Below are 22,805 nucleotides of genomic sequence, written 5' to 3' on the forward strand. Positions count from 1 at the left end.
CAACCTGCGCCCCTACTACCCACAATCGGAGTGGCAAGAACAAAACTAAAGACAACATTGATCAGATGGGGAGCTTAATTATTTTCATTGATCTCCACATTGCCAGATATGGAAACAATCTCAATCTGCGCACGTGGGACAGGGCCGACAAAAGCACTTTCAAAGGCATTATCCACAGCACCACTTCCAGCAAAAATGTGTAAGGCAAAGCTGGCGGTGGAGGGAAGTGAAACCTCGACAGCTCCCGTTCGAGTCCCAAAGCTATAGGTACTTTCAGGATCTACATTGCCATCAAAGGCAATTTTGCCATCCTGGGTATTCATGCGCGAAAGGCCTGTCAGGTGGGCATTGACAACTTCTATATGCCCCTGATATGTCGTGAAAAAAGCCTGACCCCCAAGCTGGTCAACATCGATTGCTCCATCATGCGATTTAAAAGTGATCCGCCCACTGGCGCTATTCACATTTTGCGCGTTAATCGAGCCGCTGGCCTCGATATTCATGGTTCCCCTGACACCTTCAATGTGTACGGAACCATGCTGGACGATAGCTTGAATATCGATTCCTGGCGGCACTGCCACATCCAGATTGATCCCCTGCTCATTCTGTTGAGCATGCTCTTCCGTCCTTGCTACATTGATGAGCACGGTATGACCATTATCAACCACATTCTCATCTACATTCATGCCAGGTCTGGCACCAAAGCTCCAGGCTGGAGTCGCTCTGTTCGTGGTAATGGTAACCATATTTGCACTACCGGTATGAATATGCACCTGACCACGTTGACTACGGATAAGCACACGAGCTGGCAGGCTAATTGGCACATGTTGGACGATGGGTATTTTAGCGAGGACCAGCCCTTTAAGCAGATTACCGCCGCCAGAAAACAGAAAAATGAGGAGAAATATAATCAGGGCCGGAGGAATAAACTTTATACAGGTACTGATAATCGAAGAACGCCGGACAGGAATCAGTTTTTCGCCAGAGGCCTGGTGGTGAGAAAAACCGTCTGCGGAGCCTTTATAGCCATCTGACAATTGAAGAGAAGGGACAGTTTCTTGCTCCTCCCAGTGTAGTTGCCGATAGGAATCAACATTAATGGGATGGGTAGGATCTGCATGTCCCCTGAAAGGTGGCCTGGATTCGGGTGAATCTTCAAATGATGCTTTTTGATTGTCCATGCTTGCTCCCCACTTCTACAACATACCGGAAATCACAATCAAATTGGTAAGCTTCTGTTAACCCACATCCATACATCTCATGTATGATTTTTTGCTACCACTCACTCAAATAAAATATAAGTAGATGTTATGTTTACCAGCAAAACGAGAAGACAAATCCCATCCTGCTTCGTCAGATGTGTTTACCAGTATTGTACTACATTACAACGAAGTAGGATGGGAAAAAGGGACCTTGCCTGACTATTTAGACGCCCTCATGAGCATCGCTCACACAATTGCTTTTCGCTAGCAAATTTATTTTTTCCTGGGAGCCAGCGAGGCCTGAGTATCTTTGGTATGGTTGGTCATAGCAAATGGAATACGCCAGACAAACAAGAAGACCAGATTGGTCACCAATGTGACGAGACCAAAAGTCAGGGCGGATACGACGGTAGGCAGATGTTGCTCAAAAATAAAGTGCAGCACAACACCAAGTGGCCATGCAGCAACCCAGGCCTGACCTGTTTTGCGCGCCATTTGCTTGGGCTCGTTCATGAGTTCACGACGAAAAGCTCCCATAAAAGGAGCAATCAAAAACCAGCTTAACGCAAAAGGCAATGCGGTCCAGATGACGCGCAGGAATGCGCTAAGACCAGTATCTTCCCCATGGCTCTGGCGACCAATTACCGCGAAAATAATAAAGACCAGAATGTCACCAAATACCACTGTCCAGAGGCGGCGTGCCTCTAATTTATTGGTGGGCTTGCTGGCCTGGATCGCCGAGGTAGTTTCACGTGTGTTCTCTTTTACAACCATGTTAATCCTCTTTCTCTTGCTGATACTCGCGTACCAGTTCTTCTACGGCAGCCAGTTCGGTACGGACGCCACGGAGCCGCATGGCTAAGACGGCCAGATAAAGGCAGATGGCCAGCCAGGCAACGATATAAGCAATGATCAAATATGTTTGCACGATTTTTGTCCTCTTTATTTATTCCACACTGGCACGCAATTGCTGCGCCAATGCCTGTAAGCGCTGTAACTGGTAAGCCTGTACCATCATAAATGCATAGAGCAGGGTAATCGCCACCAGTGCAACCAGCAAGGTTATCACGGCCTGCGGTGGAAGATCCCCTTTTGGATTCAACTGGGCAGCTGGATGCTGTCCACGCCACCAGTTGACTGAGAGATAAATAATCGGCACGTCGATGGCTCCGATAATGCCAATCACAGCACCAGCGCGTGCCCCTTCACTGCCAGGTCCCATATAGCTGCGTAACATGATGTAGCCAACGTACATAAACCAGAGAATCAACGTCGCGGTCAGGCGTGCATCCCAGACCCACCAGGCACCCCAGATGGGTTTGCCCCATAATGAGCCAAGGATCAACGTAATCGTCAGAAAAACCACCCCGACTTCTGCCGCCGCCCGTGCCAGCCAGTCCAGTCGCTCGTCTGCTTTGAAGAGATAAATAATGCCGCAAACCGCAAGGATAATAAATGAAAGCATTCCCACCCAGGCCGTTGGCACGTGAAAATAAAAGATGCGCTGAGTCACACCTTGTAGGGCATCCACAGGAGTATAGAAAAAAATCATCCAGAGTGACAGGGACAACGTGATTGCGGTCAGTCCTCCCAGGATGAGCGAAACAAGCGGCCAGCGCGACTGTCCTTGTGCGGATTGGCGACGCTGGACAGGTTGCCCCTTTGCATCAGGTAGCTGATTTGCTAAAGCCATAAAAATGCTCCTCAACAGGACTCCTATGGCCAGATACGACACCGTCTAGAGTCCTCATAGTCTTAGCTTGATTATTCCTCGACAATATATTGAAATAGCAGCGTTGAGACGCTGAGAAAAATCACATCAAAGGCGATCAACAGACCCACCCATGGCGGCTCGTTGACCGATGGCACCAGTAACAGGGTGGTGGCCCGCACAGCGCTGATCACAACAGGCACAACCAGTGGAAAAACCAGAATCGGCAATAATAATTCTTTGGCCTGTGTGGTCGCCGCCATGACCGAAAACAGCGTTCCCACCGCGGCGATGCCCAGGGCTCCAAGCAATACAATCGGGATCAATGCCAGCAAGGTTGTTCCCTGCCAGATGGGCAAATTAAACAGGATCGCGAAAACTGGCAACGCAATAATTTCGACTACTCCGATAAATAGCAAATTTCCCAGTAGTTTCGCAAGATAGATAGCTTTACGATCCACCGGTGTCAACAACAACCGATCCAGCATCCCCTGCTCACGTTCCGCCGCCACTGTCCTCCCCAGGCCTAACAGGCTGGCAAAAATAAAGGCTACCCAGAGTGCCCCGGGAGCGATAGAGGTCACAGTACTGGCATGCAGATCAAAGGTGAAGTTAAAAATCACCAGGACCAACAGGGCGAACATCCCCATCCCGATCCAGGTCTGTTTGCTGCGTAGCTCATAACGAATATCCTTCCACAGGACCGCCCAGAGCTGGCTAAAAAAGAGCCGTGCCATCATCTGACAACCTCCTGATAGCGCTGGACGAGTTCTTCATGGGTCAGGCTGGCAGTCTCATGCTGATAGACGACGCGTCCACCAGCCAGAATAACAATGCGATCACTCCAGGACAGGGCGCGTTCCAGATTATGGGTGGTGAAAAGCATACTCCCACCCCGAGCGGTATGTTCGTCCAGCAAGGCCTGGACCAGCTGGTTACCATTCTGATCCAGTCCGGTATCAGGCTCATCCAACAACAACAGACTCGGCGCATGCAGTAAGGCTCTGGCCCAGGCAACACGCTGTACCTGTCCGCGTGACAGGGCACGAATCCTCTCGTTAGAGCGTCGTTCCATCCCCACACGCTGCAAGAGCATCATGGCTCGCTCGCGTGTCTGCGCGACAGCATAAAGCTGGCCAAAGAACAACAAATTCTCCAGCACCGTCAATTCTTCATACAGATAAGGCTGATGGGCCACAAAACCAATCTGGCGTCGGATCTCCTGTAGCTCATAGCGGCTGTCCAGTCCCTCGATAAAGACCGTACCAGAACCAGCTTTGCTTAATCCAGCCAGGATGCGCAGAAGAGTGGTTTTTCCTGCTCCATTTGCACCCAGCAGAGCCAGCCTTTGGCCACGCGGCAAGACCAGATCAATATTGCGCAACACAGGCTTCAGGGCATAGCTCTTCTTCAGATGAGAAAGCTCAATCGCCATGGCGACCGTAGTTTTCTCATCTGAAGCCGCAAGATCTAATGGCTGGACAGCTGCTGTACCCTTCACAGGCCTGCTCATCGCTGCGCACTCTCCTTTTCGCTCATCAGCGTCCGCAAACGAGCCTTGGTCTTATTGCGCTCTTTTTCATAGCGCTCCTGATTGATTTTGCCAGCTTCATATTCTTTGTCAAGTGCCAGTAGTTCCTGTAACAGGGTCTGTTCAGCACTGCCCTCGGCCTCGGGAGCCTTCGTGTTCGTAATTTTCTGTTGAGCTGGACTGACCTGACGTTTACGTCGAGCTCGTACCAGAAATAAGATCATCACCACCAACGCCACCAGGACCAGCAATCCGACAAATAACCAGATCAAGCCTGCGTTAAATGAAGGCGAATTATCATTAGCGGTGGGCACCACCAATCCATCTAGCGCCAGCGTGACGCGACTATGGGCAGGTAGAACCGAACTTTTAAAGGCATGATAAGCATGATTATCGGCATTGACGACCCCACTAGAGGTCACATCTTTAGAACTGGCATGCAAGCCTGGATCAACGAGCATGGAGAGTACAACCGTTGGATATAAGGTTTGATAGGTAAAGTTATAGGTGGAACTGCTATAAGGTACCTCATACGAATAGGAGAATTCGTTCGTACCGGGCTGCAAGGCTGCATCCGAAGCAAAGCCTTCTGGCACCTGAAGCACCTGGTAGCCGGAGAATCCATTACCCAGCGTGATATTTTTAACGCCAGCTGGTAAGGAGAAAAAGAGCGCGTTGGGCTTGCCTTTACTGGCGTTCAATGATCCAACATAGGTCTTCTTATCCAGATTCTGGAAAGAGAAAAGCTGCGACACATTGAGCACACCCCTGGACGGATCTGCCTGGCGGATCAAAACAGTGGATTGGACAATGGCCACATTAGCAGTACTGGTAGTAGCTTCATAGACCTCAACATCGGCCACCTGACTGGATTTATCATTCAGCGTCACTGCTTTGCTGATATATTGGGCATTCTGAAAACGCGTGTAGAGTACATAACTGATGGTCTGGTCGGTTGCCAGTTTGGTAAAAGAGAATTTTCCCTGTGCATCGGTTTTGACTGAACCCACATCCCGCGAATTGCTCCCCTGTGCCATCTGTAAGGTCACCAGCTGGTTAGCAACCGGAGCGCGTTGATTGGTCAGATCCAGAACCCGACCAGAGATCTGGCCAGTCTCAGCTGCATACGCCACAGGATTCTGCCAGAATACCAGTAAAAGCGAGAGCAGTGAGAGAACAAGCATGCTACTCTTGATCAGTTTTCGCATAGGACTCCTTTAATTTTTGTAACTGCTCTTCAATCTCTGTATCAATCTCCTGCTCTCGCTCATAGCGAGACTTCAAGGCGGTGAGGGCTCGACGCATATAGCGCTCGCGTAAAGAGCGATAATCGGTCTCCTCAATGTTCCCTAGCTGATAATCCAGCTCGACTTCTTGAATAGCCGAACGGGCTGAATGTTCGCGCTCCACCAGCTCGGTCGCGGCTACCGTTGACTCGGCCTCGACGACATCGGCCTGCTTACGTTTCACCGGCAGTCGATATAAGGGATAAAGCACAAAGGCGAGGGCCAGCATACCCAGTACAATTGCGAATATCAACGCCATCAGTTTGCCTCCTTTATGGATCGGCTGAAAAGCGGATCATCGCTAGCAAGTTCTTGTTCCAGTTGTGCACGATAGCGCTCTAGTTCAGCATCTTCCTCACTCAGGGACGCTGAATTTGCGCCGCCAGCAGCCGGTTGTGGCCTGGCTAAACCTGCTGGAGCAAGACCAGGATCTTTGCGCCAATCGCGTACGACCAGGAAGAGGAAGAGAAAGCCGGCCAGCAGCAGTCCAATCGGGACAAGCCAGGCCAGCAGGGTAAAGCCCTGCCATTGTGGTACCCAGACAATATTGCCTTCGCCATAACGGCTGGAAAAATATTGGATAATCTCTGAATCAGATTTGCCCGCCAGGACCTGCTGGCGAATAATGCCACGCATCTGCAACGCCAGTCCTGATGGGGCATCCGCGACCGACTCTCCCTGACAAACCGGACAACGCAACTGGGATGCAATGTCATGCACCCGCTGATCAACTGATGGCTGGCTGGGTGTTGCAAAGAACAACCAGGACCAGACAGCCGCGATCAGAGCCACAGTAGCCAGTAAGAGTAAGAGTGAACGTTTCTGCTGTAAACTATTTCTTGCCTTCATGCGATCACCCCTCCATCTGCAACCTCAGCCGGCTTCTCCACTACTGACTCTGGCTTTTTCGTTTCACGTGTTCGCACCGCGCTAGCCAATCGGCGACGAGCAGGCCACCAGCAAAGGATGCCACCCAGAATCATCAAGAGTCCTCCCCACCAGACAAATGGGACCAGAGGATTAATAAAGACACGGATCGTAGCCTGGGCGGCCCCTTGCCAATCCGCCAGATACACATAGACATCAGTGGCCACAAAGGTCTTGATCTCAATGGCGCTGGTTGGCTGATCAGGATAAGTAGCGTAGATTACACGCCCGGGATACAGATAGCCTTGCAACTGGCCGTCACGCCAGACCTGTACCTGGGACGAGATCGTCTCTTTATCGCTGGCCTTTTCGTCAATATTGCCCAGATAGGTAAAGCGATATCCCGCCACGCTCATATCCTGTCCCGGTTTGAGTGTGGCATCTTTCTGCTGCTGGAAGTAGTGTGAACCGATAATGCCAGCTACCAGGAAGACCAGTCCCAGATGCACAATATAACCACCATAACGCTGCCGATAGCGCTGGAAGAGCATATAGACCGCTTTGGGATAGGATTCACCATGGCGATGGCGTACCCTGGCACCGCGCCAGATTTCATACAGAATAGCCCCACCTGTAAAGGTACAGACGGTAAAGCCAATATTGGCCGCCACATCCGTCACACCCAGCAGAGGTAAGATCAGGGCACACAACGCCGCCAGGATGGCGGGCACGCTGATGTTGCGCCAGAGGGCCGATAGCGAGGTGCGCCGCCAGGCCAGGAGCGGTCCAATCCCCATCGCCAGGACCAGCAGGACAATCATCGGCGCGATCACCTGATTATAGAATGGTGGTCCCATCGTCATGGTCTGGCCTCTGAACGCAGCCGAGATCAGTGGAAAGAGCGTTCCCCATAAAGTTGCGAAAGTGATACCAATCAGCAAGAGATTATTCAGCAGAAACACGCCCTCGCGTGAAACGATGGAGTCAAACTCCTGCTCGGCACGCAAGGCAGGCAGGCGGAAAAAGAAGAGGGCACTCGAAAACAGGATTATCACTGCCAGGAAGCCAAAGAAATAAGCCCCGATATCCGAATAGGCAAACGAGTGGACCGAACTGATCAGGCCACTACGCACCTCAAAGGTACCAAAAATAGAGAGGGCAAAGCAGGCAATGACCAGTGAAAGATTCCAGACCTTTAACATCCCGCGTCGCTCTTGTACCATTGTTGAGTGCAGGAAGGCCGTCGCCGTTAACCATGGCAATAGCGCTGCATTCTCAACCGGATCCCAGCTCCAATAGCCACCCCAACCCAGCACATGATAGGCCCACCAGGCTCCTAGCAGCAATCCAGCAGTCTGCAAGGTCCAGGCAGCCAGCATCCAACGGCGAATCGAACGCAACCACTCAGCATTCAGGCGTCCAGTAATCAGGGCCGCTACAGCAAAGGCAAAAGGCAACGAAAAACTCATGTAGCCCATCAACAGCATCGGCGGATGCACCAGCATACCCGGATCCATCAACAAAGGATTCAAGCCAGCGCCGTCTTTTGGAGCCACGGCCGAACGCACAAAGGGATTCGACAGGGTCGCCAGCATAAATAGGAAGAAGCTTTCAATTCCCATCAAGGTCGCCATGACATAGGGAACAAGCGCCGCTGGTGCCCGTTTAGAAGTGATGACAAATAAGGCAGAGAAGAGCGAGAGTACAAATGCCCAGTAGAGCAGTGAACCTTCCTGCCCGCCATAGAAGGCCGCCGTGACAAAGTACCAGGACATCGAGCTACTCGAATGCTCGGCGACATAGTTCACCCCGAAATCATGCGTTAAAAACGAGACCACCAGGGCACCCGAGGCCAGCAAGAGAAAGAAGGTCACGGCCAGCAGGCTACGCTTTGCACTGGCTACCAATGGTGGCGCAGAACGCATTGCCCCGATAATTGAGGCAATGACAGTGTACAGAGCAAAGCCCAGGGCCAGAATAAGAGCGATAATGCCAAGATCTGAAAAATACACAGTCAATCCTTATTTCGCTGTAGGAGTCGCAGACTGAAACTTCGATGGACACTTGGCCAGCAAGGTCTGAGCCTCGAATGGGCCACTGCCAGTATAATGTCCCTCTACGACCACCTGAACGCCAGGCTTGAAAATGTCTGGCACAACACCGCTATAGGTGACAGGTAACGTCTGATTGCTATCCGTAATAGAGAAAGAGACGCTCTGAGTCTGATCATTCCGTTTAATAGTATTCTTTTCCACGATCCCCGAGACACGCACCGAGCGGGCCACGCAGTCCGCGCAATGATGCAATTCAGGTACCGTCAAATAATAGACAGCGCTACTCTGGGTGTTCGCATACACCAGATAAATCATCGCACCAAGAATAGCGATACCAGCCAGAATAAAGCTAAACGGAACACGCTTACGCGGCTGTGCCGTCTTCTTCTGCCCGTCCGTAGAAACATTTAAAGCAGGCTGCACAATACGACCTCCATCAATGTAATGCTGTTCAATCGTGTGAGCGAAGCTAGCCGCGATAAAGCGGCGTTCACGATTGCTTTTTCATAGTATGTCGTTCAATAGCGCGCAATCGCCAGTTCAAAAAGCGAATTGAGTAGCGCGCCAAGGATAAATACCAGGATGCCCAGGGCTAACATCAGTTGTGGTGCGGCCTTCGAGAGTCGCGTCGTGCGCCGGGCCAGACGCCGGATATTGCTTTGTCCCAGATACATTGCCAGTACAAACAGTCCCAATGCTCCCCAAACCTTGAGGGCCAGCACAATGATATAAGGTAAGCCCAGGTTAGTCTGTGTGAGCCGATCAAAAGCGAGATACACTCCACTCAGCAACAGCACACCGACACAGATATTGACCATGCTCTTAAAGAGTTGCGCGACTTTTGCCGCGACCGCCGGTGCGGGTCCTCCACTACGTAAAGCCGGGATCACCACAACCAGATACATAAAACTACCACCTACCCAGGCGCTTGCAGCCAGAATATGCACAAGGCGCACAAACCACTGTATCTCCCACATATTACCTGTGGCCTCATTTTCCCTGAAGTTTTGCTAATTCTTGTTGCAGACCTGCTGCATCAATCTCGCCAATCCAGTGGGCAACAACCTTACCGTTACGATCAATGAAGAACGTTTCAGGCTTATTTGTAACCCCATAAGAGATAAGTGTATCACCACCTACGGTATCTGCAACATTGGTGTAGCCTACACCATATTTCTGTAAGAATTTGATGCCCGCGCTGCTCGGTTCCCCACCATCCACGCCTAATAACTCTATGCCTTTGGATTGGAGATCAGGCCAGGAGCGCTGCAAGAAAGGCGTCTCACGCACGCAGGGATCGCACCAGGATGCCCAGAAGTTGATGATCACTGGCTTGCCCTTATAGTCGGCCAGACTAACACTTTTATTATTGCCATTAATGGTGGACAATGCAAAAGAGGGAGCCGCCTTACCGATCAAAGGACTCGGGGCATCGCCTGCGCTAATCAACGTATCATCTGGCGATGTATGCCGCGTGGCATTCGATGCGGGTGTGGTTAACTGCGTCCATAGCAAGACCAGCACGCCAATAATTAAAATATTTGTCACGACAAAGACAATAATACTGCGCTTACGCGATTTAGGATTGGTTGTCGCTTGATTTGTTTCCATACAATGTCCGATTCTCGCATACTAAAAAACAACAGTTTGATTATGGTGCTTGAGCCTGATAGTCAACTTGCAAGCCTTCACCAGCACCTTACAAAGACCTGAACGTTTTTGTGCTCAGCCTGCCGTATAAAGAAACAAAAAAAAGAGCTTCACCGTTGTCAATTGACATGGTGAAGCTCTTTTTTTGTTAAGCAGTCATCTCAGGCTGAGATAATATCCTGTGGTGACTGTGTACTGCTCGATGCCGAGATCGCACCCTTCTCTTTGTATTCAGCAAAGAGAGAGACAATCGCCGCATTAAAGGCTGGCAGATCCTGAGGACTGCGACTGGTGACCAGGTTACGGTCACGGACAACCTCTTTATCTACCCAATTAGCGCCTGCATTGCGGATATCATCCTGTATCGTGTAGTAGCTGGTTAAAGTACGTCCTTTGGCACATCCCGATGAGATGAGCAGCCACGGCGCGTGACAGATCACAGCCATGGGCCGACCACTTTTATCTATCTGCTGCACAAAATCCCGCGCTTTCGGCTCCATACGTATAGTGTCTGCATTGATCGCGCCACCAGGAAGGAGGACTGCATCAAAATCGCTGGGATTAGCCTGATCGAGGGTCATATCAACAGGAAAGCTATCTGCTTTCTCGTCATGGTTTACACCTTGTACCTGACCAGCTTTAGGGGCGATAATCTTTGTGGTCGCACCAGCCTGATCAAGTGCCTTACGTGGCTCGGTCATTTCTGCCTGTTCAAAATCATCGGAAACCAGAATAGCCACACGTAATCCATCTAATTTTTTACCACTCGTTTGCATAGTTCTACCTTTCTCCATCTACCTGACTCTACATTGAACTATTGACATGTCTTATACGGGCCATCAAAGAGAAAGGTGTCTCAGCAATATCATTTGTAAAGGTCCTTCACCATATGAAGGAATGGATGCTGATAGATCTGCACCACTTTGTCTTGCTGATAGTTAAGATGCTGGTAGAGACGATAAGCGCGGTAATTGTCTTTGTCTACCAGCAAGGCGATTTTAGCCTCACCATCAGCAGGTCGGACACGCTCCTCAGCGGCCTCGATTAAAGCCGTAGCGATACCGCGACCAGCGTAAGTAGGAGAAACCGAGAGGGTATCAATATACCACTCATCTTCATCAGCCTCTTTATCCAGCGTCAATGAAGGATCCTGCTTCAGCTGACGTAAACGCTCAATCAGCGGACGATCCAAAACGGCTGCCTGGCTGCCGTGATACAAAATCAAGATGCCAACCGCATGCCCATCCTCTTCCGCCACCAGTGTATTTTGATAGCTTAAGCGATTTTCCTCGCCCTCAAAGAAAGAAGTCATGATCTGCAGAATTTCCGGCATCTGGTCACTTCCAGTTAAGGTGGTCGCGATATCACCATTTGCTTGCAATATCAATGGAATCGCCATGGCGGAATCAGCTTTGCGGGCAGGTCGAATCTCCATCCAATATATCCTTTCAAGTCTGCTGGCTACCTATCGCCATCAGCATATCCCAGCGAGAAGTGAAATCGCAACCCGGTATTCATGGCAGCATACATCCAAATTTTGCAGGCTTAAGGCAAGGTTCAAAGAAAGGCCAATGGTTTCTTTATTTGCCAACACTAAAAGCGATCTCGGGGGCTTTCTCGACTTGAGAGTGAGAACCCAGCGTCCAGAGCAGGAGTCCGGTGACGATGATGGCGAGGCCAATTAAGACAATCGCAAACTGCCAGACTAACCCGATAAGCGCCAGAAAGACACCAGCCGCGGTCAGGGCAGGCCAGATGCTGGGAGGGCTATCTTTGTGATATGCCGCCAGTAGCACGGCTTCGGCCTGGGCCAGGCGTTCGTTCTGCTCGCGTATGCGGGCCTGCAAGAGATGATCAACACCCTCGTGCAATGCACGCGCATCAAACGGCTTACTGACACTGACATACTGAGGTGTGGAGGTCAATGCCTCACGCGGCTCCGCCATGGGGGCATCCCAGGAGAGCACAACTGAGGGTAGATCTGAGAGTTCTGGATGGGACTGCACGGCTTCCAGCAGCGTCCAATCACAGGTAACGCCATCATCGACGTCCAGGATCAGTAGATCCAGCGCCTGTAGATCGGTTGAAGAAATAGTTGCTAAAGATGTCGCCTCGATTACCTCTAAACCCCGATGCCGTAAACCAAGTGTAATCAGGCGACGCATCAAAGGGTCAGCTTCCAGCACTAGTACCGTTGCAGCTGATAATTTCTGCCCTTGCGACATATATGCACCTCGATCGCTACAAAGTCAATCAGACAAATAGTGTTGCTTTACTTCCTTAAGCATACGAGGCATACATTACAATATCTTTGCTTCCCGGCAAGATCCCCTTACAACAACCTGAATGTTTTTTAAGTATAGAATAATTTAACTGAATTTACCACCGGGCTAATTTATAACCAACATCAGGTACTGTCAGGATATATTCAGGTCGGCGCGAGTTGGACTCTATTTTACGGCGCAAACGGCTGATATAGACCCAGATAAAATCAATATCGCGATTATATTCAGGTCCCCAGACTTTCTCAAGCAGCAGTTCGTGAGTAACCACCATGCCGACATTCTGGGCCAGTGTACTTAACAGTTTATACTCGGTGCGACTGAGCTGCACAGCGCTCCCACGCACGGTCACCAGATGCTGAGCATAGTCGATGGTCAATTCGCCGGTACTGAAGATGGTCTGGTTCTGTGTATGTTCGGAAGGCGGTGCCTGCCGGCGCAAGATAGCGCGCACACGGGCCAGCAACTCTTTCATACCAAAGGGCTTGAGGACCAGATCATCACCACCCAGGTCTAAAAGCTGGACACGTTCATCTTCTTCACAGGCATCACAAAGCATCATCACAGGAGCATTTGAGAACTCACGCATACGTTGTAGCAGTTCAATACCACTCATATCTGCCAGCCGTGTCGAGAGCAGGATGATATCTGGCTCCTCCATCTCCAGCTGGCGTAAAAACTGGATGCCATGACTGACTACCTGAACACGATATTGTTGTTCTTCCAGATTGGCGCGGATATAGCGGGCCAGGCGACCATCGTTCTCAGCCAGCAAGACACGCACATAGCGTCCCGGATTTAAGGATGAAGTGCGCGTCTTACGTTGCTGCGCAGTGGCTACTTCGGGCTCATCCAGCACTGCTGTCTGTGGCAGGACGCGCTGTGAGGTCAGAGGCAGGGTAAAGGAGAAGGTTGCGCCCTGACCAGGACCAGCCGAGTCAGCCCAGATGCGTCCATGATGGGCCTCGATGGTCGCCCGCGCCGAGGAGAGTCCGAGACCACTGCCATTCTGCTGACCAGCACTGGCTGGCTCGCGACGAGCCGGACCAAAGGTGTGCGCTTTGCTGGCATGTTCGATGCGATAAAAGCGATCAAAAATACGATCCAGATGCTCGCTCGCAATACCGACACCCTCATCGTTGACGCTGATCCGCACCTCTTCCTCATTCGAGTCCAGCAGGATACGAACAATCTTGCCCGCCGCCGAGTATGTGGCCGCATTATTGAGGAGATGATTCAAGACTTGCTCGATACGCAGGGCGTCACAGGTAATGGCAGGCAATCCCTCGGACAGATCCAGCACGAAACGATGGTCTGGAGCCTGGTTCTGCCAGCGCTTGACCAGTTGCATCAACAATTCTGAAAGTTGTACCTGGGAAAGGCGTAAGGGCTGCGTGCCAGCGTCAAAACGCCAGACATCCAGCAAGGTATTCAACACATCATACAGGCGATCAGACTGGGCATCAATCATCTGCAACATCTCACGCTGCATCGCGGGATCCCAGCGAGCGGAGCCTCCCAGCAAAGTGGTGGCGCACCCTTTGATAATGGCCAGTGGGGTCTTAAACTCGTGGGCCGCCATCATCAGTGTCTCGGCACGGGAATCTGAGGCCGAGCGTTCCAGGGTTACATCATCGAGCAGGACACCACGACCCAGCAAGGTACCTTGCTCGTCACGGACAGGAAAACTGCGTACTCGTAGCCAGTTCGCGGCCGCATCGGCCAGTGAAAGATCGGCGGAATATTCTTGATCCAGGTGTTGCCAGACCTGATCCAATTCTGGCTGCGCCTGCTGTGGATCGGCGGCCAGAGACAGCAAATGTTTATGCACATCAAAATGCTGCAAGGTAGCAGGATCAGAGCCCGCGACCCGCAACAAGCGTAACGCGCTTTCATTTGAGTATGTGACACGCTCATGAGGATTCAGCAGCATAAAGCCACTGCTCATACTCGCGCACATTTCGGCAAGCGCTTGATACTCGCGTGTAAATCCTGCCGGAATGCGTTCAGTACTCCTCGCAACATCTTTAGCAAGTGTCAGCGCATTTTCGGCAATCCACAGACCGCCGGAATTTTTATCGTGATTTTGTTCAGTGAAAGAGGACATCCAAAGCAACCCTTTCCCGCCTGGTAATGAAGTGTAACTGGCTCCTCATATTCTAGCAAAAAGAGTCAACCATGTACAACTCAACCAATGGGGCTGAAAGAGCCTGTCAGGACGCTTTAGCATGCTTAAGTGGGGTATTCAGTGTCTTACTATCTGGTACTCAAAGATGCGAGTGCCCTACTTAAGACCTACAATCATGACAACAAGCATGAGGTGAAGCAGCATAGCAATAAAGAGGGAGACGGCAATAAAAATAATCATACGCCGATCATTAATATAGTCGCGCACACGAGTAGAGTAGGCATGAGGCCAGTGTTCGGACGCAACCATACCCATCGCAATCCGCAAACGCAAAGGCGAGCTTACAGGAGAACGCTCCATCTCGGTCTGTAAGAATTGGTGGCAGGATTTACATAATGTCCATGAGAGACGAGGCTCAGGCACACCTTCCGGCTCCCTCACATCTACTGGATCCACCCAGATGCGACTTGTACATATCGAACAGTATTGAGATGCTGAACTTTTCCGTTTGCGCACGTCACTATGCTGAACGGCAACGCCAGGCTCTCCACCGTGCATTGCATCTTTCATACCACTGTCCTTTCTTGCTCAAAAACGGGACGATCTACGGGAAGGCTAGCTTGCTTTCTCATTGTAACATACGTATCTTTGTAACACGGTGATAAAGAAGCTGTGGATCCAGAAAACGGGTAAGAATAATTTGAAGGGTTTTTTATCGTCTATGCGACGATAAAAAACCCTTCAGCAGACACTTCTATCGGAAAGATAGACTTAGCGGAACAATGGCACCAGGTAAACGAGCGTAAACACGAAGACCCAGACCACATCCACGAAGTGCCAGTACATCTCGGCAGCTTCAACGGCGAAGTGATTCTCCTTGGTGAAGTGACCACGCAGAGAGCGTACCAGCACCACCAGCAAGAAGATCGCACCGATCGTTACGTGCAGACCATGGAAGCCCGTCAACGTAAAGAACGCTGATCCGAAAATGCTCGAAGAAATCGTAGTGTGTTCGTTCACAATCAGGTTGGTATACTCATAAGCCTGACAACCCAGGAAGATCGCTCCCAGAATTATCGTGCCAGTCAGGCCAATGATCAGGTTTCTCCGATTGCCTTTGCGAATACCGGAACCCGCCATATGCACAAAGCCACTGCTAGAAAGCAGAAGCGCCGTAGCAAAAAAAGGTATCCAGCTAACTGGCAGTTCCCAGCCCACACCACCATTGCGGATTTCCAGATAGAGGAAAGCAGCGATCAGGTTGGCAAAGATCAGAGCTTCTGAGGCAATGAAGAAAACCATGCCCCACCAGTTGAGGCCGCGTCCAGTCTCCTGGCCATGCTCTTCCAGTATCCTTACCTGCTCGCCATGAGCAGTACTCATACAAGTAACTCCCTAACTCTACAAAGATGAGGCTCGCCCGGCGAGCGACTCATCTTTAGCGACGCTCTAAAATCCAACCCAGACAACAGACAAGCAGAAGGACAACGCCGATCCCAAGAAAAATTGGGCCAGCAATGACACCAAACAAGACAAACGCGATCGAAAACGCCATGCCCAGCGGCCAGATACTTGGTCGCGGCATCACCTCTTCGGCGTTGACCAGCCGGCCTCGGGCCCTGGTCCGTTTCTTGCCTGTTGTGCCACGTTTGGTCGCTCCCTCCGTCGTAGTGGTCCCCTCGGCTGCCACCGGCTCTTTTTCAACTGGCGCAGAGTCGGGGGACGGTGTGCTGTTGAGGGGAGCGGCAGTAACGTCGCTCTCCTCAGCCTGCACTGACTGCTCCACGTGGTCTTTTTGTTCTTGAGACACCTTATACCTCTACTAGTCTTGTTCCACCGGAGTGGATCGTCATTTCGGATTAATGTTCAACGACAGATTTCCAGTCAGCATGTTCTGGATACTTTTTGTCATAGAAGGGACGGCGGCTGCGTACAACCGGAATCTCCAGGAAGTTATATTTCTTCGGAGGAGAGGTAGTATCCCATTCCAATGTAAAGGCATCCCAGGGATCGTCACCTGAGGGCTGTCCATACTTCAAGCTCTTGATGAAGTTGATCATGAACATGATCACGCCAACGCCGATAATCAATGCACCGATCGAAGCCATCAGGTTCAGATCATTCCAACCCAGATTGGCAGGATAGGTGTACACACGGCGAGGCATACCCAGAATTCCCATGATGTGCATTGGGAAGAAGGTCAGGTTCAGACCCAGGAAGGTCACCCAGAAGTGCCACTTACCCAGGCGATCATCCATCAGCTTGCCTGTAAACTTGGGGAACCAGTAATAGATACCCGCGAAGACGGCCAGCGCTGTACCACCAAAGAGTACATAGTGGATGTGTGCCACCACAAAGTAGCTGTCAGTGATCTGATAATCGAATGGAACAACCGCCAGAGCAGCGCCATTCAAACCACCGATCAAGAACATAGCGATAAAGCCCAATGCAAAGAGCATCGGAGTGTAGAGTCGGATCTTACCCTGGAAGATGGTCGCCAGCCAGTTAAAGATTTTTACCGCCGTCGGAATAGCGATCAGCGTTGTGCTGGTAGCAAAGAAGGCCTGAGCGATCGAAGGCAGACCCACAGCGAACATGTGGTGAGCCCATACGGTAAAGCTCAAGAAACCAATTGCCACACCCGACCAGGCGATGAAGGTATAACCGAAAATTGGCTTGCGCGAGAAGACCGGCAAAATTTCAGAGATAATACCAAAGGCTGGTAGGATCAGGATGTACACCTCAGGGTGTCCAAATGACCAGAACAAGTGCTGCCAGAGCAGGGGATCACCACCGTTGCCATACTGATAGAAATGACTGCCCATGTGGCGGTCCAGCAGCAGCAGTACGCTGGCCACAGTCAGACTGGGCAGAGCGAACAGCAACAGGAAGGACATCACCAGGATCATCCATGAGAACAGAGGCATGCGGTTGATGCTCATACCAGGAGCGCGCAATTTGAAGATGGTTACGACAAAGTTGAGCGAACCAGTAATCGATGAGATACCCAGCAGGGTAGTACCCAGCAGCCAGAAGTCGGCATTCATATGCGGGGTCGCCTCGAAGGCATGACCAGCCACCAGTTCACTCAATGGTGCATACATAAACCAGCCGCCGTTTGGTGCCTGACCAATCAGGAAGCTGGACTGCATGAAGATACCACCAAGGAGCAACAGCCAGAAACCAAAGGCATTCATACGTGGATACGCCATATCACGCGCACCCAGCATCAGCGGCACAACATAGTTACCAAATCCCGAGAGTACCGGAATAACGAACAAGAAAATCATGGTCGTACCGTGCATGGTAAAGATCTGGTTATAAACCTGAGGTGACAGAACTTTACCATCCGGCAAGGCCAACTGTGTGCGGATCAGGAGCGCTTCCATACCGCCCACGACAAAGAAAAAGAAGCCGGTGATCAGATACATCAAACCGAGCTGCTTATGGTCGGTCGTTGTGATCCACTCACCAATGTAGCTTTCGCTAAAACGCTTTCGGCGAACACCTGTTGTTGTCACAGTTGTGTGTTCACCGATGGTGCGAGTTGCCATGCGCAAATCCTCCAGTGTCTAGCTCTCAACAAAGAGCAACAGGGCAAGGCAGGTTATTTTAAACCTTCAAGATAAGCAACCAACTGTTGAATCTGGTCATTGGTGAGTTCACCGATGGCCATGTCATTCCCAGGTTTGACGCCCTGAGGATCCTTCAACCATTTTGCCAGGTTACATTCTTGCAGCAAGTTGGGATTATTGGGATTACACTTGTCAGCGTTATTATCCAATACGCCACCTGCAATCAGACTACGGCTACCAAAGTGGGTCAGGTTAGGTCCAAGCTGACACTCTGGAGTGCCATTAGCCTTACCACCAGGAGCATCCGTACATTCTTTCTGCGTATCATAGTATTGTTTGACATTCACACCAACAATACCATGGCAAGAAGCGCACTGATTTTTAAACAGCTCTTGACCCTTCTGAGCAAGAGAATCAGTTGGGCTGACAGCAGCCTGCTGTTGCGTCGACATCCAGGATTTAAAAGCATCACTGGATACTACCTTGACGTTGAAACGCATATTCGCATGCTGGGTACCACAATACTCGGCACAGATACCTAAGTACGTTCCCTCTTTTTCAGCCACGAACCACTTTTTGTTCTCGTGACCAGGTACCAGGTCAGTCTTACCAGTCAGCGCGGGAACCCAGAAACTGTGAATTACGTTGTTTGAGAACAGATTGACATGGATAGTTGCATTAACAGGCACTTCTAATGTATCAGCTGTTGTCACATTGTAATTCGGATAATGGAACTCCCACCACCACTGGTGACCAATTGCAGTCACTTCGATCCTTGGCTGGGCGGCTGTTGGAGCCGGCTCGTTCTCTGGTGCTACCTGTAAAAGACCACGAATGGTAAAGAAAAGGATCACAAAGAGTACGAGTGTCGGAATAACAGTCCAGATCAGCTCTAAAGTCATATTACCGTGGCGCTGGAACGGATTTGGCATCCCAGGGCGCTCACGATAGCGAGCAATAGAGAAAATCAATATACCCTCAACCAGGATAAAGATGACGACCGAAATCCACAGGATAATCCAGAACAAGCCGCTCTCGCTTGCTGCTACGGGCCCTGCAGTATTTAAGATAGAGGGTGAGTTTTCGCCACATGCGGCGAAAAGAATAGAGAACAATGGCAGACAGCCGAGCAGAGCTATCCAGCGCTTTGTTCTGGGAAATACTGGCATCCTCACGTCTAAATCTCTCCTAAAAAATTGATTGACGATGGACGATGATGTCTTGTTTTAAGGCGACATTTTTCCACTGTACTGGTGTAGTGTAGCGATGGAGCCTAACACAAAACTTGCAATTAAAAAAATTAACCTTACAAGCACCTGAACGAAGAGGCAGTGTCCTGCCTGCATTCAGGGATTAAAGGCTGATCGCTTAATTGGATAGTAAGGTCATTAATATTCTTATAAAGACACGTCACCAGCGGGCAATTGTTTAGCCGCCGTTGCCTCTTCTTCAACCTCAGCATCATCTTCGGCTTCAGTGTCGTACAACAGTGCCTCTTCCTGCCTTTGCCTGGCATCCTGAGCTTGCATCCAACGAATAAAAAAGACGCTCGCCACAATAATGTAAGCAATATTGGCTGGTATCCACATAATCAGTCCTCCCAGCTGCTGATCAGTGGCAGGTGAGAGACCCCATGCACGCGGTGCATGAATATAAGGTTCATATAAAGGATTCGTAAATGTCAGTCCGGCTCCCAGTAACACCGTTGGCATGCCGCCCAGAAAGATATACATCAGTTGGCCCACCATCGGGAGCCGCGGCCATCCTTCTGAAAGCGGACTAAAGACTGGCCACCAGTAGATGACGCCAGTGATGATGTACGTTATATGCTCTAAAATGTGGAGATTAGGATCATACAGCGTCGCATCATACAGCGCCGGCGCATGCCAGAGCCAGAAATTAGCATTGAAAAGGACAAAAGCTACCGCTGGATACGTGAAGAATTTACCAATTCGATAGATCAGGCGTTTTTGCAACAAGGGCTGCAATAACCAGTCCGGCAATCCCACGATCAGCAGCGGAGGAGCAACGATGGTGATTAACAGGTGTTGTACCATATGCGCGCTAAAGAGATAGGCATCACCTAGCTCATCTAGTGGTGAGACAAGGGCGAAAAAGATACAGTAGACACCGGCAAAGAATAATACCGCCTGGCGGGTTTTTACCGGTGCTCCCAGGTGATGTTTTTCGCGAAATGGTCCGACCAGATAGACATAGAGGCCAAGGATGATTATGGTCCCCAGAATAATTGATGGCTGCCAGTTCCATTGGGTGAGCCAAAAGTTTAATCCGACATCAGCTCGCATGTTTGATGACCTTTCCAGAAAATCCTCTTACATACTATAGCAGGACTACGAAAGAGCGACAAGTAAATTTTGCTCAGAGTTGGAAGTACTTAACGCCTCGCGCCTGCGGCGCTCGCTTTTTTTTTATGGTGGTTCTGCGGGGCGGCTCAGCCCCCCCGCAGAACCACCATAAATTTTGAGGTGGAGGAATTCACCCACGCCATCCACGATGGTGAGAAACCATCCTAATCCTGGATGAGTGTTTGGACAAACACATGTATATGCCCTTACCAGGAAACGTTCAGGCAATTGTAAGGTAGAAGAAACTGGTTGCAAGGGTGATATCAGGAATGAGGCCGACAATAGGGAGCGTCAAACTTTATAGACTAAAGGGAGCCCATGCATGAAGGTATTAAGCCATAATGAGCTTGAAGAGCCAAAAGAGGTCAGTCCATTTCGTCAGACTCTTTCAGCTTACATCAATTTGATGAAACCGCACGTGACGGTTCTGTTGCTAGGTACGACGGTGGCCGCTATGGCGATTGCTGGTCGTGGCCTTCCCAATCTGGGATTAGTGCTGGCAACGTTGCTGGGTGGCGCGATGGCGGCTGGTAGCGCCAATGCCATTAACTGTTATATTGATCGCGATATCGACCAGATTATGGGCCGCACCCAACGCCGCTCATTACCCTCCGGTCGGGTCCAGCCTACGCAGGCATTGATCTTTGGCGTTGGACTGGGTGTTGCTTCATTCGCCGTCCTGGCCTTGCTGGTCAATCTACTGAGCGCGGCACTGGCGATGGGATTCTGTTCTATGTATTTGTGTATACGCTGGGCTTGAAGCGCACCAGTGCCCAGAATATTGTGATTGGTGGTGCCGCTGGCTCTGTACCCGTCCTCGTGGGCTGGGCCGCTGCAACCAATAGCCTCTCACTGGCCGCCATCTGGCTGTTTGCTATTATCTTTTACTGGACGCCCCCCCACTTCTGGGCCCTCTCCCTCCTGATTAAGAAGGACTACGAGAAGGCGCACGTACCAATGATGCCGGTCGTACTGGGCGAAGCCGAGACACGCCGCCAGATCTTTTTCTACTCACTCTTATTGTTTGCCGTGACCATGATGCTCTTCCTGATGCACACCATGAGCTATCTTTACCTGATCGGTGCCGTAATCCTGGGTGGCATTCTGATTTATATGTCCATTCGCTTACTTACCGACCACAAAAAAAATTGGGCACGCACTATTTTCTGGTACTCTAACTGCTATCTGGCTGCAATCTTCGCAATCATGGTCGTAGATCGAGTCCTTTTCTAGTTATCAGGGTCAAAATATTATGAGTATGCGTATGAGTTGGCGACTTGCTTCACGGTTATCTGTCATCACGCTGGCAATTCTGGTCGTCATTATTGTTACCGTTATCCAACAAAAGCAGAGCCAGCACGTTCAGACAGCCAGCACAGCTGCTACCAGTCCATCTGGCTTGCAAGGAACTGATCTGGGTGGCACACCTGCGCCTAATTTTCAGCTGACAGACCAGTATGGTAAACCTGTTTCGCTGGCACAGTTTCATGGTAAACCTGTGGTAGTCACCTTTCTCTATACCCATTGCCCTGATGTCTGCCCATTAACAGCCGAAAATCTGCATACAACCCTGCAACAGATGGGCAGTGATGCAAAAAACGTTGCCATTATAGCAGTCAGCACAGATCCCAAGCGGGATACAACCGCGGAAGCGCTCAAGTTTTCAACTGAGCATAATATGCAAGCCTACTGGCACTTCCTGACCGGCACGCAAAAAGAGCTTTCTCCCATCTGGTCTAGCTACAGTATCTATGCACAACAGATGCAGCAGAAAGTGAATCACAGTACCGCCCTCTATCTCATTGATAAGCAAGGCAAAGAGCGAGTGTATATGGGTGATGACTTCAAGCCCGCACAGATGGCCGCCAACTTACAACAATTGTTGAAAGAGAAATAACGACTATAGTCCTGGTTTGACATAAAGGATGAGGTCCCGATTTACTCAGGACTTCGTCCTTTTTTGTTTGCTTGCTTATTATACGATGATGACGTGGAGAGGACGCTCTGGAAGCTCACGCAAGCACAGCATTTCTAGTAAAATTGTAGTTGCACGAACCTCATATATTTGGTATGCTTAAATGTACAGGACCACTATTATGAAATACAAATAAGAGTCCTTGCTGATTGTAAACCATTCGCGGAGGAGAGCGAGA

General features: G+C 50.4%; 24 protein-coding genes and 1 pseudogene. 2 read left to right on the forward strand and 23 right to left on the reverse strand.

Annotated features, from left to right (window positions below):
- Positions 1-74: 74 nt before the first annotated feature.
- From KDW_RS06870 to KDW_RS06980, 23 genes are all read right to left on the reverse strand, one after another.
- A complete protein-coding gene (locus KDW_RS06870) occupies positions 75-1,181 on the reverse strand; it encodes a DUF4097 family beta strand repeat-containing protein (RefSeq protein WP_151755269.1) in 1,107 nt (368 codons plus the stop codon).
- Between the two features lie 294 nt (positions 1,182-1,475).
- Positions 1,476-1,976, reverse strand: a complete 501-nt coding sequence (locus KDW_RS06875) for a DUF3054 domain-containing protein (protein ID WP_151755270.1) — start codon at positions 1,974-1,976, stop codon at positions 1,476-1,478.
- Between the two features lies 1 nt (position 1,977).
- Positions 1,978-2,130 carry a CcmD family protein gene (locus KDW_RS06880; protein ID WP_198925212.1) on the reverse strand — a complete coding sequence of 51 codons (153 nt, stop codon included), beginning with the start codon at positions 2,128-2,130 and terminating at the stop codon, positions 1,978-1,980.
- Positions 2,131-2,148: 18 nt separating this feature from the next.
- Positions 2,149-2,895 carry a cytochrome c biogenesis protein gene (locus KDW_RS06885; protein WP_151755272.1) on the reverse strand — a complete coding sequence of 249 codons (747 nt, stop codon included), beginning with the start codon at positions 2,893-2,895 and terminating at the stop codon, positions 2,149-2,151.
- Positions 2,896-2,966: 71 nt separating this feature from the next.
- Positions 2,967-3,653 carry a heme exporter protein CcmB gene (locus KDW_RS06890; RefSeq protein WP_151755273.1) on the reverse strand — a complete coding sequence of 229 codons (687 nt, stop codon included), beginning with the start codon at positions 3,651-3,653 and terminating at the stop codon, positions 2,967-2,969.
- A complete protein-coding gene (ccmA, locus tag KDW_RS06895) occupies positions 3,650-4,426 on the reverse strand; it encodes a heme ABC exporter ATP-binding protein CcmA (protein WP_233097646.1) in 777 nt (258 codons plus the stop codon). The genes KDW_RS06890 and ccmA overlap by 4 nt, the downstream gene beginning before the upstream one ends.
- Positions 4,423-5,652: a carboxypeptidase-like regulatory domain-containing protein gene (locus tag KDW_RS06900; RefSeq protein ID WP_151755274.1), complete on the reverse strand. Its 1,230-nt coding sequence runs from the start codon at positions 5,650-5,652 to the stop codon at positions 4,423-4,425. The genes ccmA and KDW_RS06900 overlap by 4 nt, the downstream gene beginning before the upstream one ends.
- Entirely contained in the window at positions 5,630-5,989 is a 360-nt protein-coding gene (locus tag KDW_RS06905; protein WP_151755275.1) for a hypothetical protein, read from the reverse strand. The genes KDW_RS06900 and KDW_RS06905 overlap by 23 nt, the downstream gene beginning before the upstream one ends.
- On the reverse strand, positions 5,989-6,579 hold the full coding sequence (locus KDW_RS06910) for a cytochrome c-type biogenesis protein (protein WP_151755276.1): 591 nt from the start codon (positions 6,577-6,579) through the stop codon (positions 5,989-5,991). The genes KDW_RS06905 and KDW_RS06910 overlap by 1 nt, the downstream gene beginning before the upstream one ends.
- Positions 6,576-8,609, reverse strand: a complete 2,034-nt coding sequence (locus KDW_RS06915) for a heme lyase CcmF/NrfE family subunit (protein ID WP_151755277.1) — start codon at positions 8,607-8,609, stop codon at positions 6,576-6,578. Before KDW_RS06915 ends, KDW_RS06910 begins: the two co-directional genes overlap by 4 nt.
- A gap of 9 nt (positions 8,610-8,618) precedes the next feature.
- On the reverse strand, positions 8,619-9,074 hold the full coding sequence (locus tag KDW_RS06920; protein WP_151755278.1) for a cytochrome c maturation protein CcmE: 456 nt from the start codon (positions 9,072-9,074) through the stop codon (positions 8,619-8,621).
- 95 nt (positions 9,075-9,169) lie between these two features.
- Positions 9,170-9,628, reverse strand: a complete 459-nt coding sequence (locus KDW_RS06925; protein WP_151755279.1) for a hypothetical protein — start codon at positions 9,626-9,628, stop codon at positions 9,170-9,172.
- Between the two features lie 13 nt (positions 9,629-9,641).
- The gene (locus KDW_RS06930; protein WP_151755280.1) at positions 9,642-10,262 is read right to left on the reverse strand and encodes a TlpA family protein disulfide reductase; all 621 of its coding nucleotides are present in this window, start codon (positions 10,260-10,262) and stop codon (positions 9,642-9,644) included.
- A 200-nt stretch (positions 10,263-10,462) separates the two neighbouring features.
- Positions 10,463-11,077: a type 1 glutamine amidotransferase domain-containing protein gene (locus KDW_RS06935; RefSeq protein ID WP_151755281.1), complete on the reverse strand. Its 615-nt coding sequence runs from the start codon at positions 11,075-11,077 to the stop codon at positions 10,463-10,465.
- 89 nt (positions 11,078-11,166) lie between these two features.
- On the reverse strand, positions 11,167-11,736 hold the full coding sequence (locus KDW_RS06940; protein ID WP_151755282.1) for a GNAT family N-acetyltransferase: 570 nt from the start codon (positions 11,734-11,736) through the stop codon (positions 11,167-11,169).
- A 145-nt stretch (positions 11,737-11,881) separates the two neighbouring features.
- Positions 11,882-12,526, reverse strand: a complete 645-nt coding sequence (locus KDW_RS06945) for a response regulator (RefSeq protein WP_151755283.1) — start codon at positions 12,524-12,526, stop codon at positions 11,882-11,884.
- Positions 12,527-12,680: 154 nt separating this feature from the next.
- On the reverse strand, positions 12,681-14,690 hold the full coding sequence (locus KDW_RS06950) for an ATP-binding protein (protein WP_151755284.1): 2,010 nt from the start codon (positions 14,688-14,690) through the stop codon (positions 12,681-12,683).
- Positions 14,691-14,867: 177 nt separating this feature from the next.
- Positions 14,868-15,281: a hypothetical protein gene (locus tag KDW_RS06955; protein ID WP_151755285.1), complete on the reverse strand. Its 414-nt coding sequence runs from the start codon at positions 15,279-15,281 to the stop codon at positions 14,868-14,870.
- Positions 15,282-15,482: 201 nt separating this feature from the next.
- Complete coding sequence (locus KDW_RS06960) at positions 15,483-16,094, reverse strand: cytochrome c oxidase subunit 3 (RefSeq protein WP_151755286.1); 612 nt, start codon at positions 16,092-16,094, stop codon at positions 15,483-15,485.
- A 55-nt stretch (positions 16,095-16,149) separates the two neighbouring features.
- Positions 16,150-16,521 (reverse strand): hypothetical protein, encoded by a 372-nt coding sequence (locus KDW_RS06965; RefSeq protein ID WP_151755287.1) that lies wholly within the window; start codon positions 16,519-16,521, stop codon positions 16,150-16,152.
- A gap of 49 nt (positions 16,522-16,570) precedes the next feature.
- On the reverse strand, positions 16,571-18,265 hold the full coding sequence (gene ctaD / locus KDW_RS06970; protein ID WP_151755288.1) for a cytochrome c oxidase subunit I: 1,695 nt from the start codon (positions 18,263-18,265) through the stop codon (positions 16,571-16,573).
- A gap of 53 nt (positions 18,266-18,318) precedes the next feature.
- Positions 18,319-19,455, reverse strand: coding sequence for a cytochrome c oxidase subunit II (gene coxB, locus KDW_RS06975; RefSeq protein ID WP_151755289.1), 1,137 nt, complete (start codon positions 19,453-19,455; stop codon positions 18,319-18,321).
- A 228-nt stretch (positions 19,456-19,683) separates the two neighbouring features.
- On the reverse strand, positions 19,684-20,592 hold the full coding sequence (locus tag KDW_RS06980; protein WP_151755290.1) for a cytochrome c oxidase assembly protein: 909 nt from the start codon (positions 20,590-20,592) through the stop codon (positions 19,684-19,686).
- 514 nt (positions 20,593-21,106) lie between these two features.
- Here KDW_RS06980 and KDW_RS33675 point away from each other — a divergent pair.
- Both KDW_RS33675 and KDW_RS06990 read left to right on the forward strand, forming a co-directional pair.
- A pseudogene (locus KDW_RS33675) lies at positions 21,107-21,885 on the forward strand (heme o synthase).
- A gap of 31 nt (positions 21,886-21,916) precedes the next feature.
- Positions 21,917-22,549 carry an SCO family protein gene (locus tag KDW_RS06990; protein WP_162005021.1) on the forward strand — a complete coding sequence of 211 codons (633 nt, stop codon included), beginning with the start codon at positions 21,917-21,919 and terminating at the stop codon, positions 22,547-22,549.
- Positions 22,550-22,805: the final 256 nt, after the last annotated feature.

It is taken from the genome of Dictyobacter vulcani (assembly GCF_008974265.1).
Taxonomy (GTDB): Bacteria; Chloroflexota; Ktedonobacteria; order Ktedonobacterales; family Ktedonobacteraceae; genus Dictyobacter; species Dictyobacter vulcani.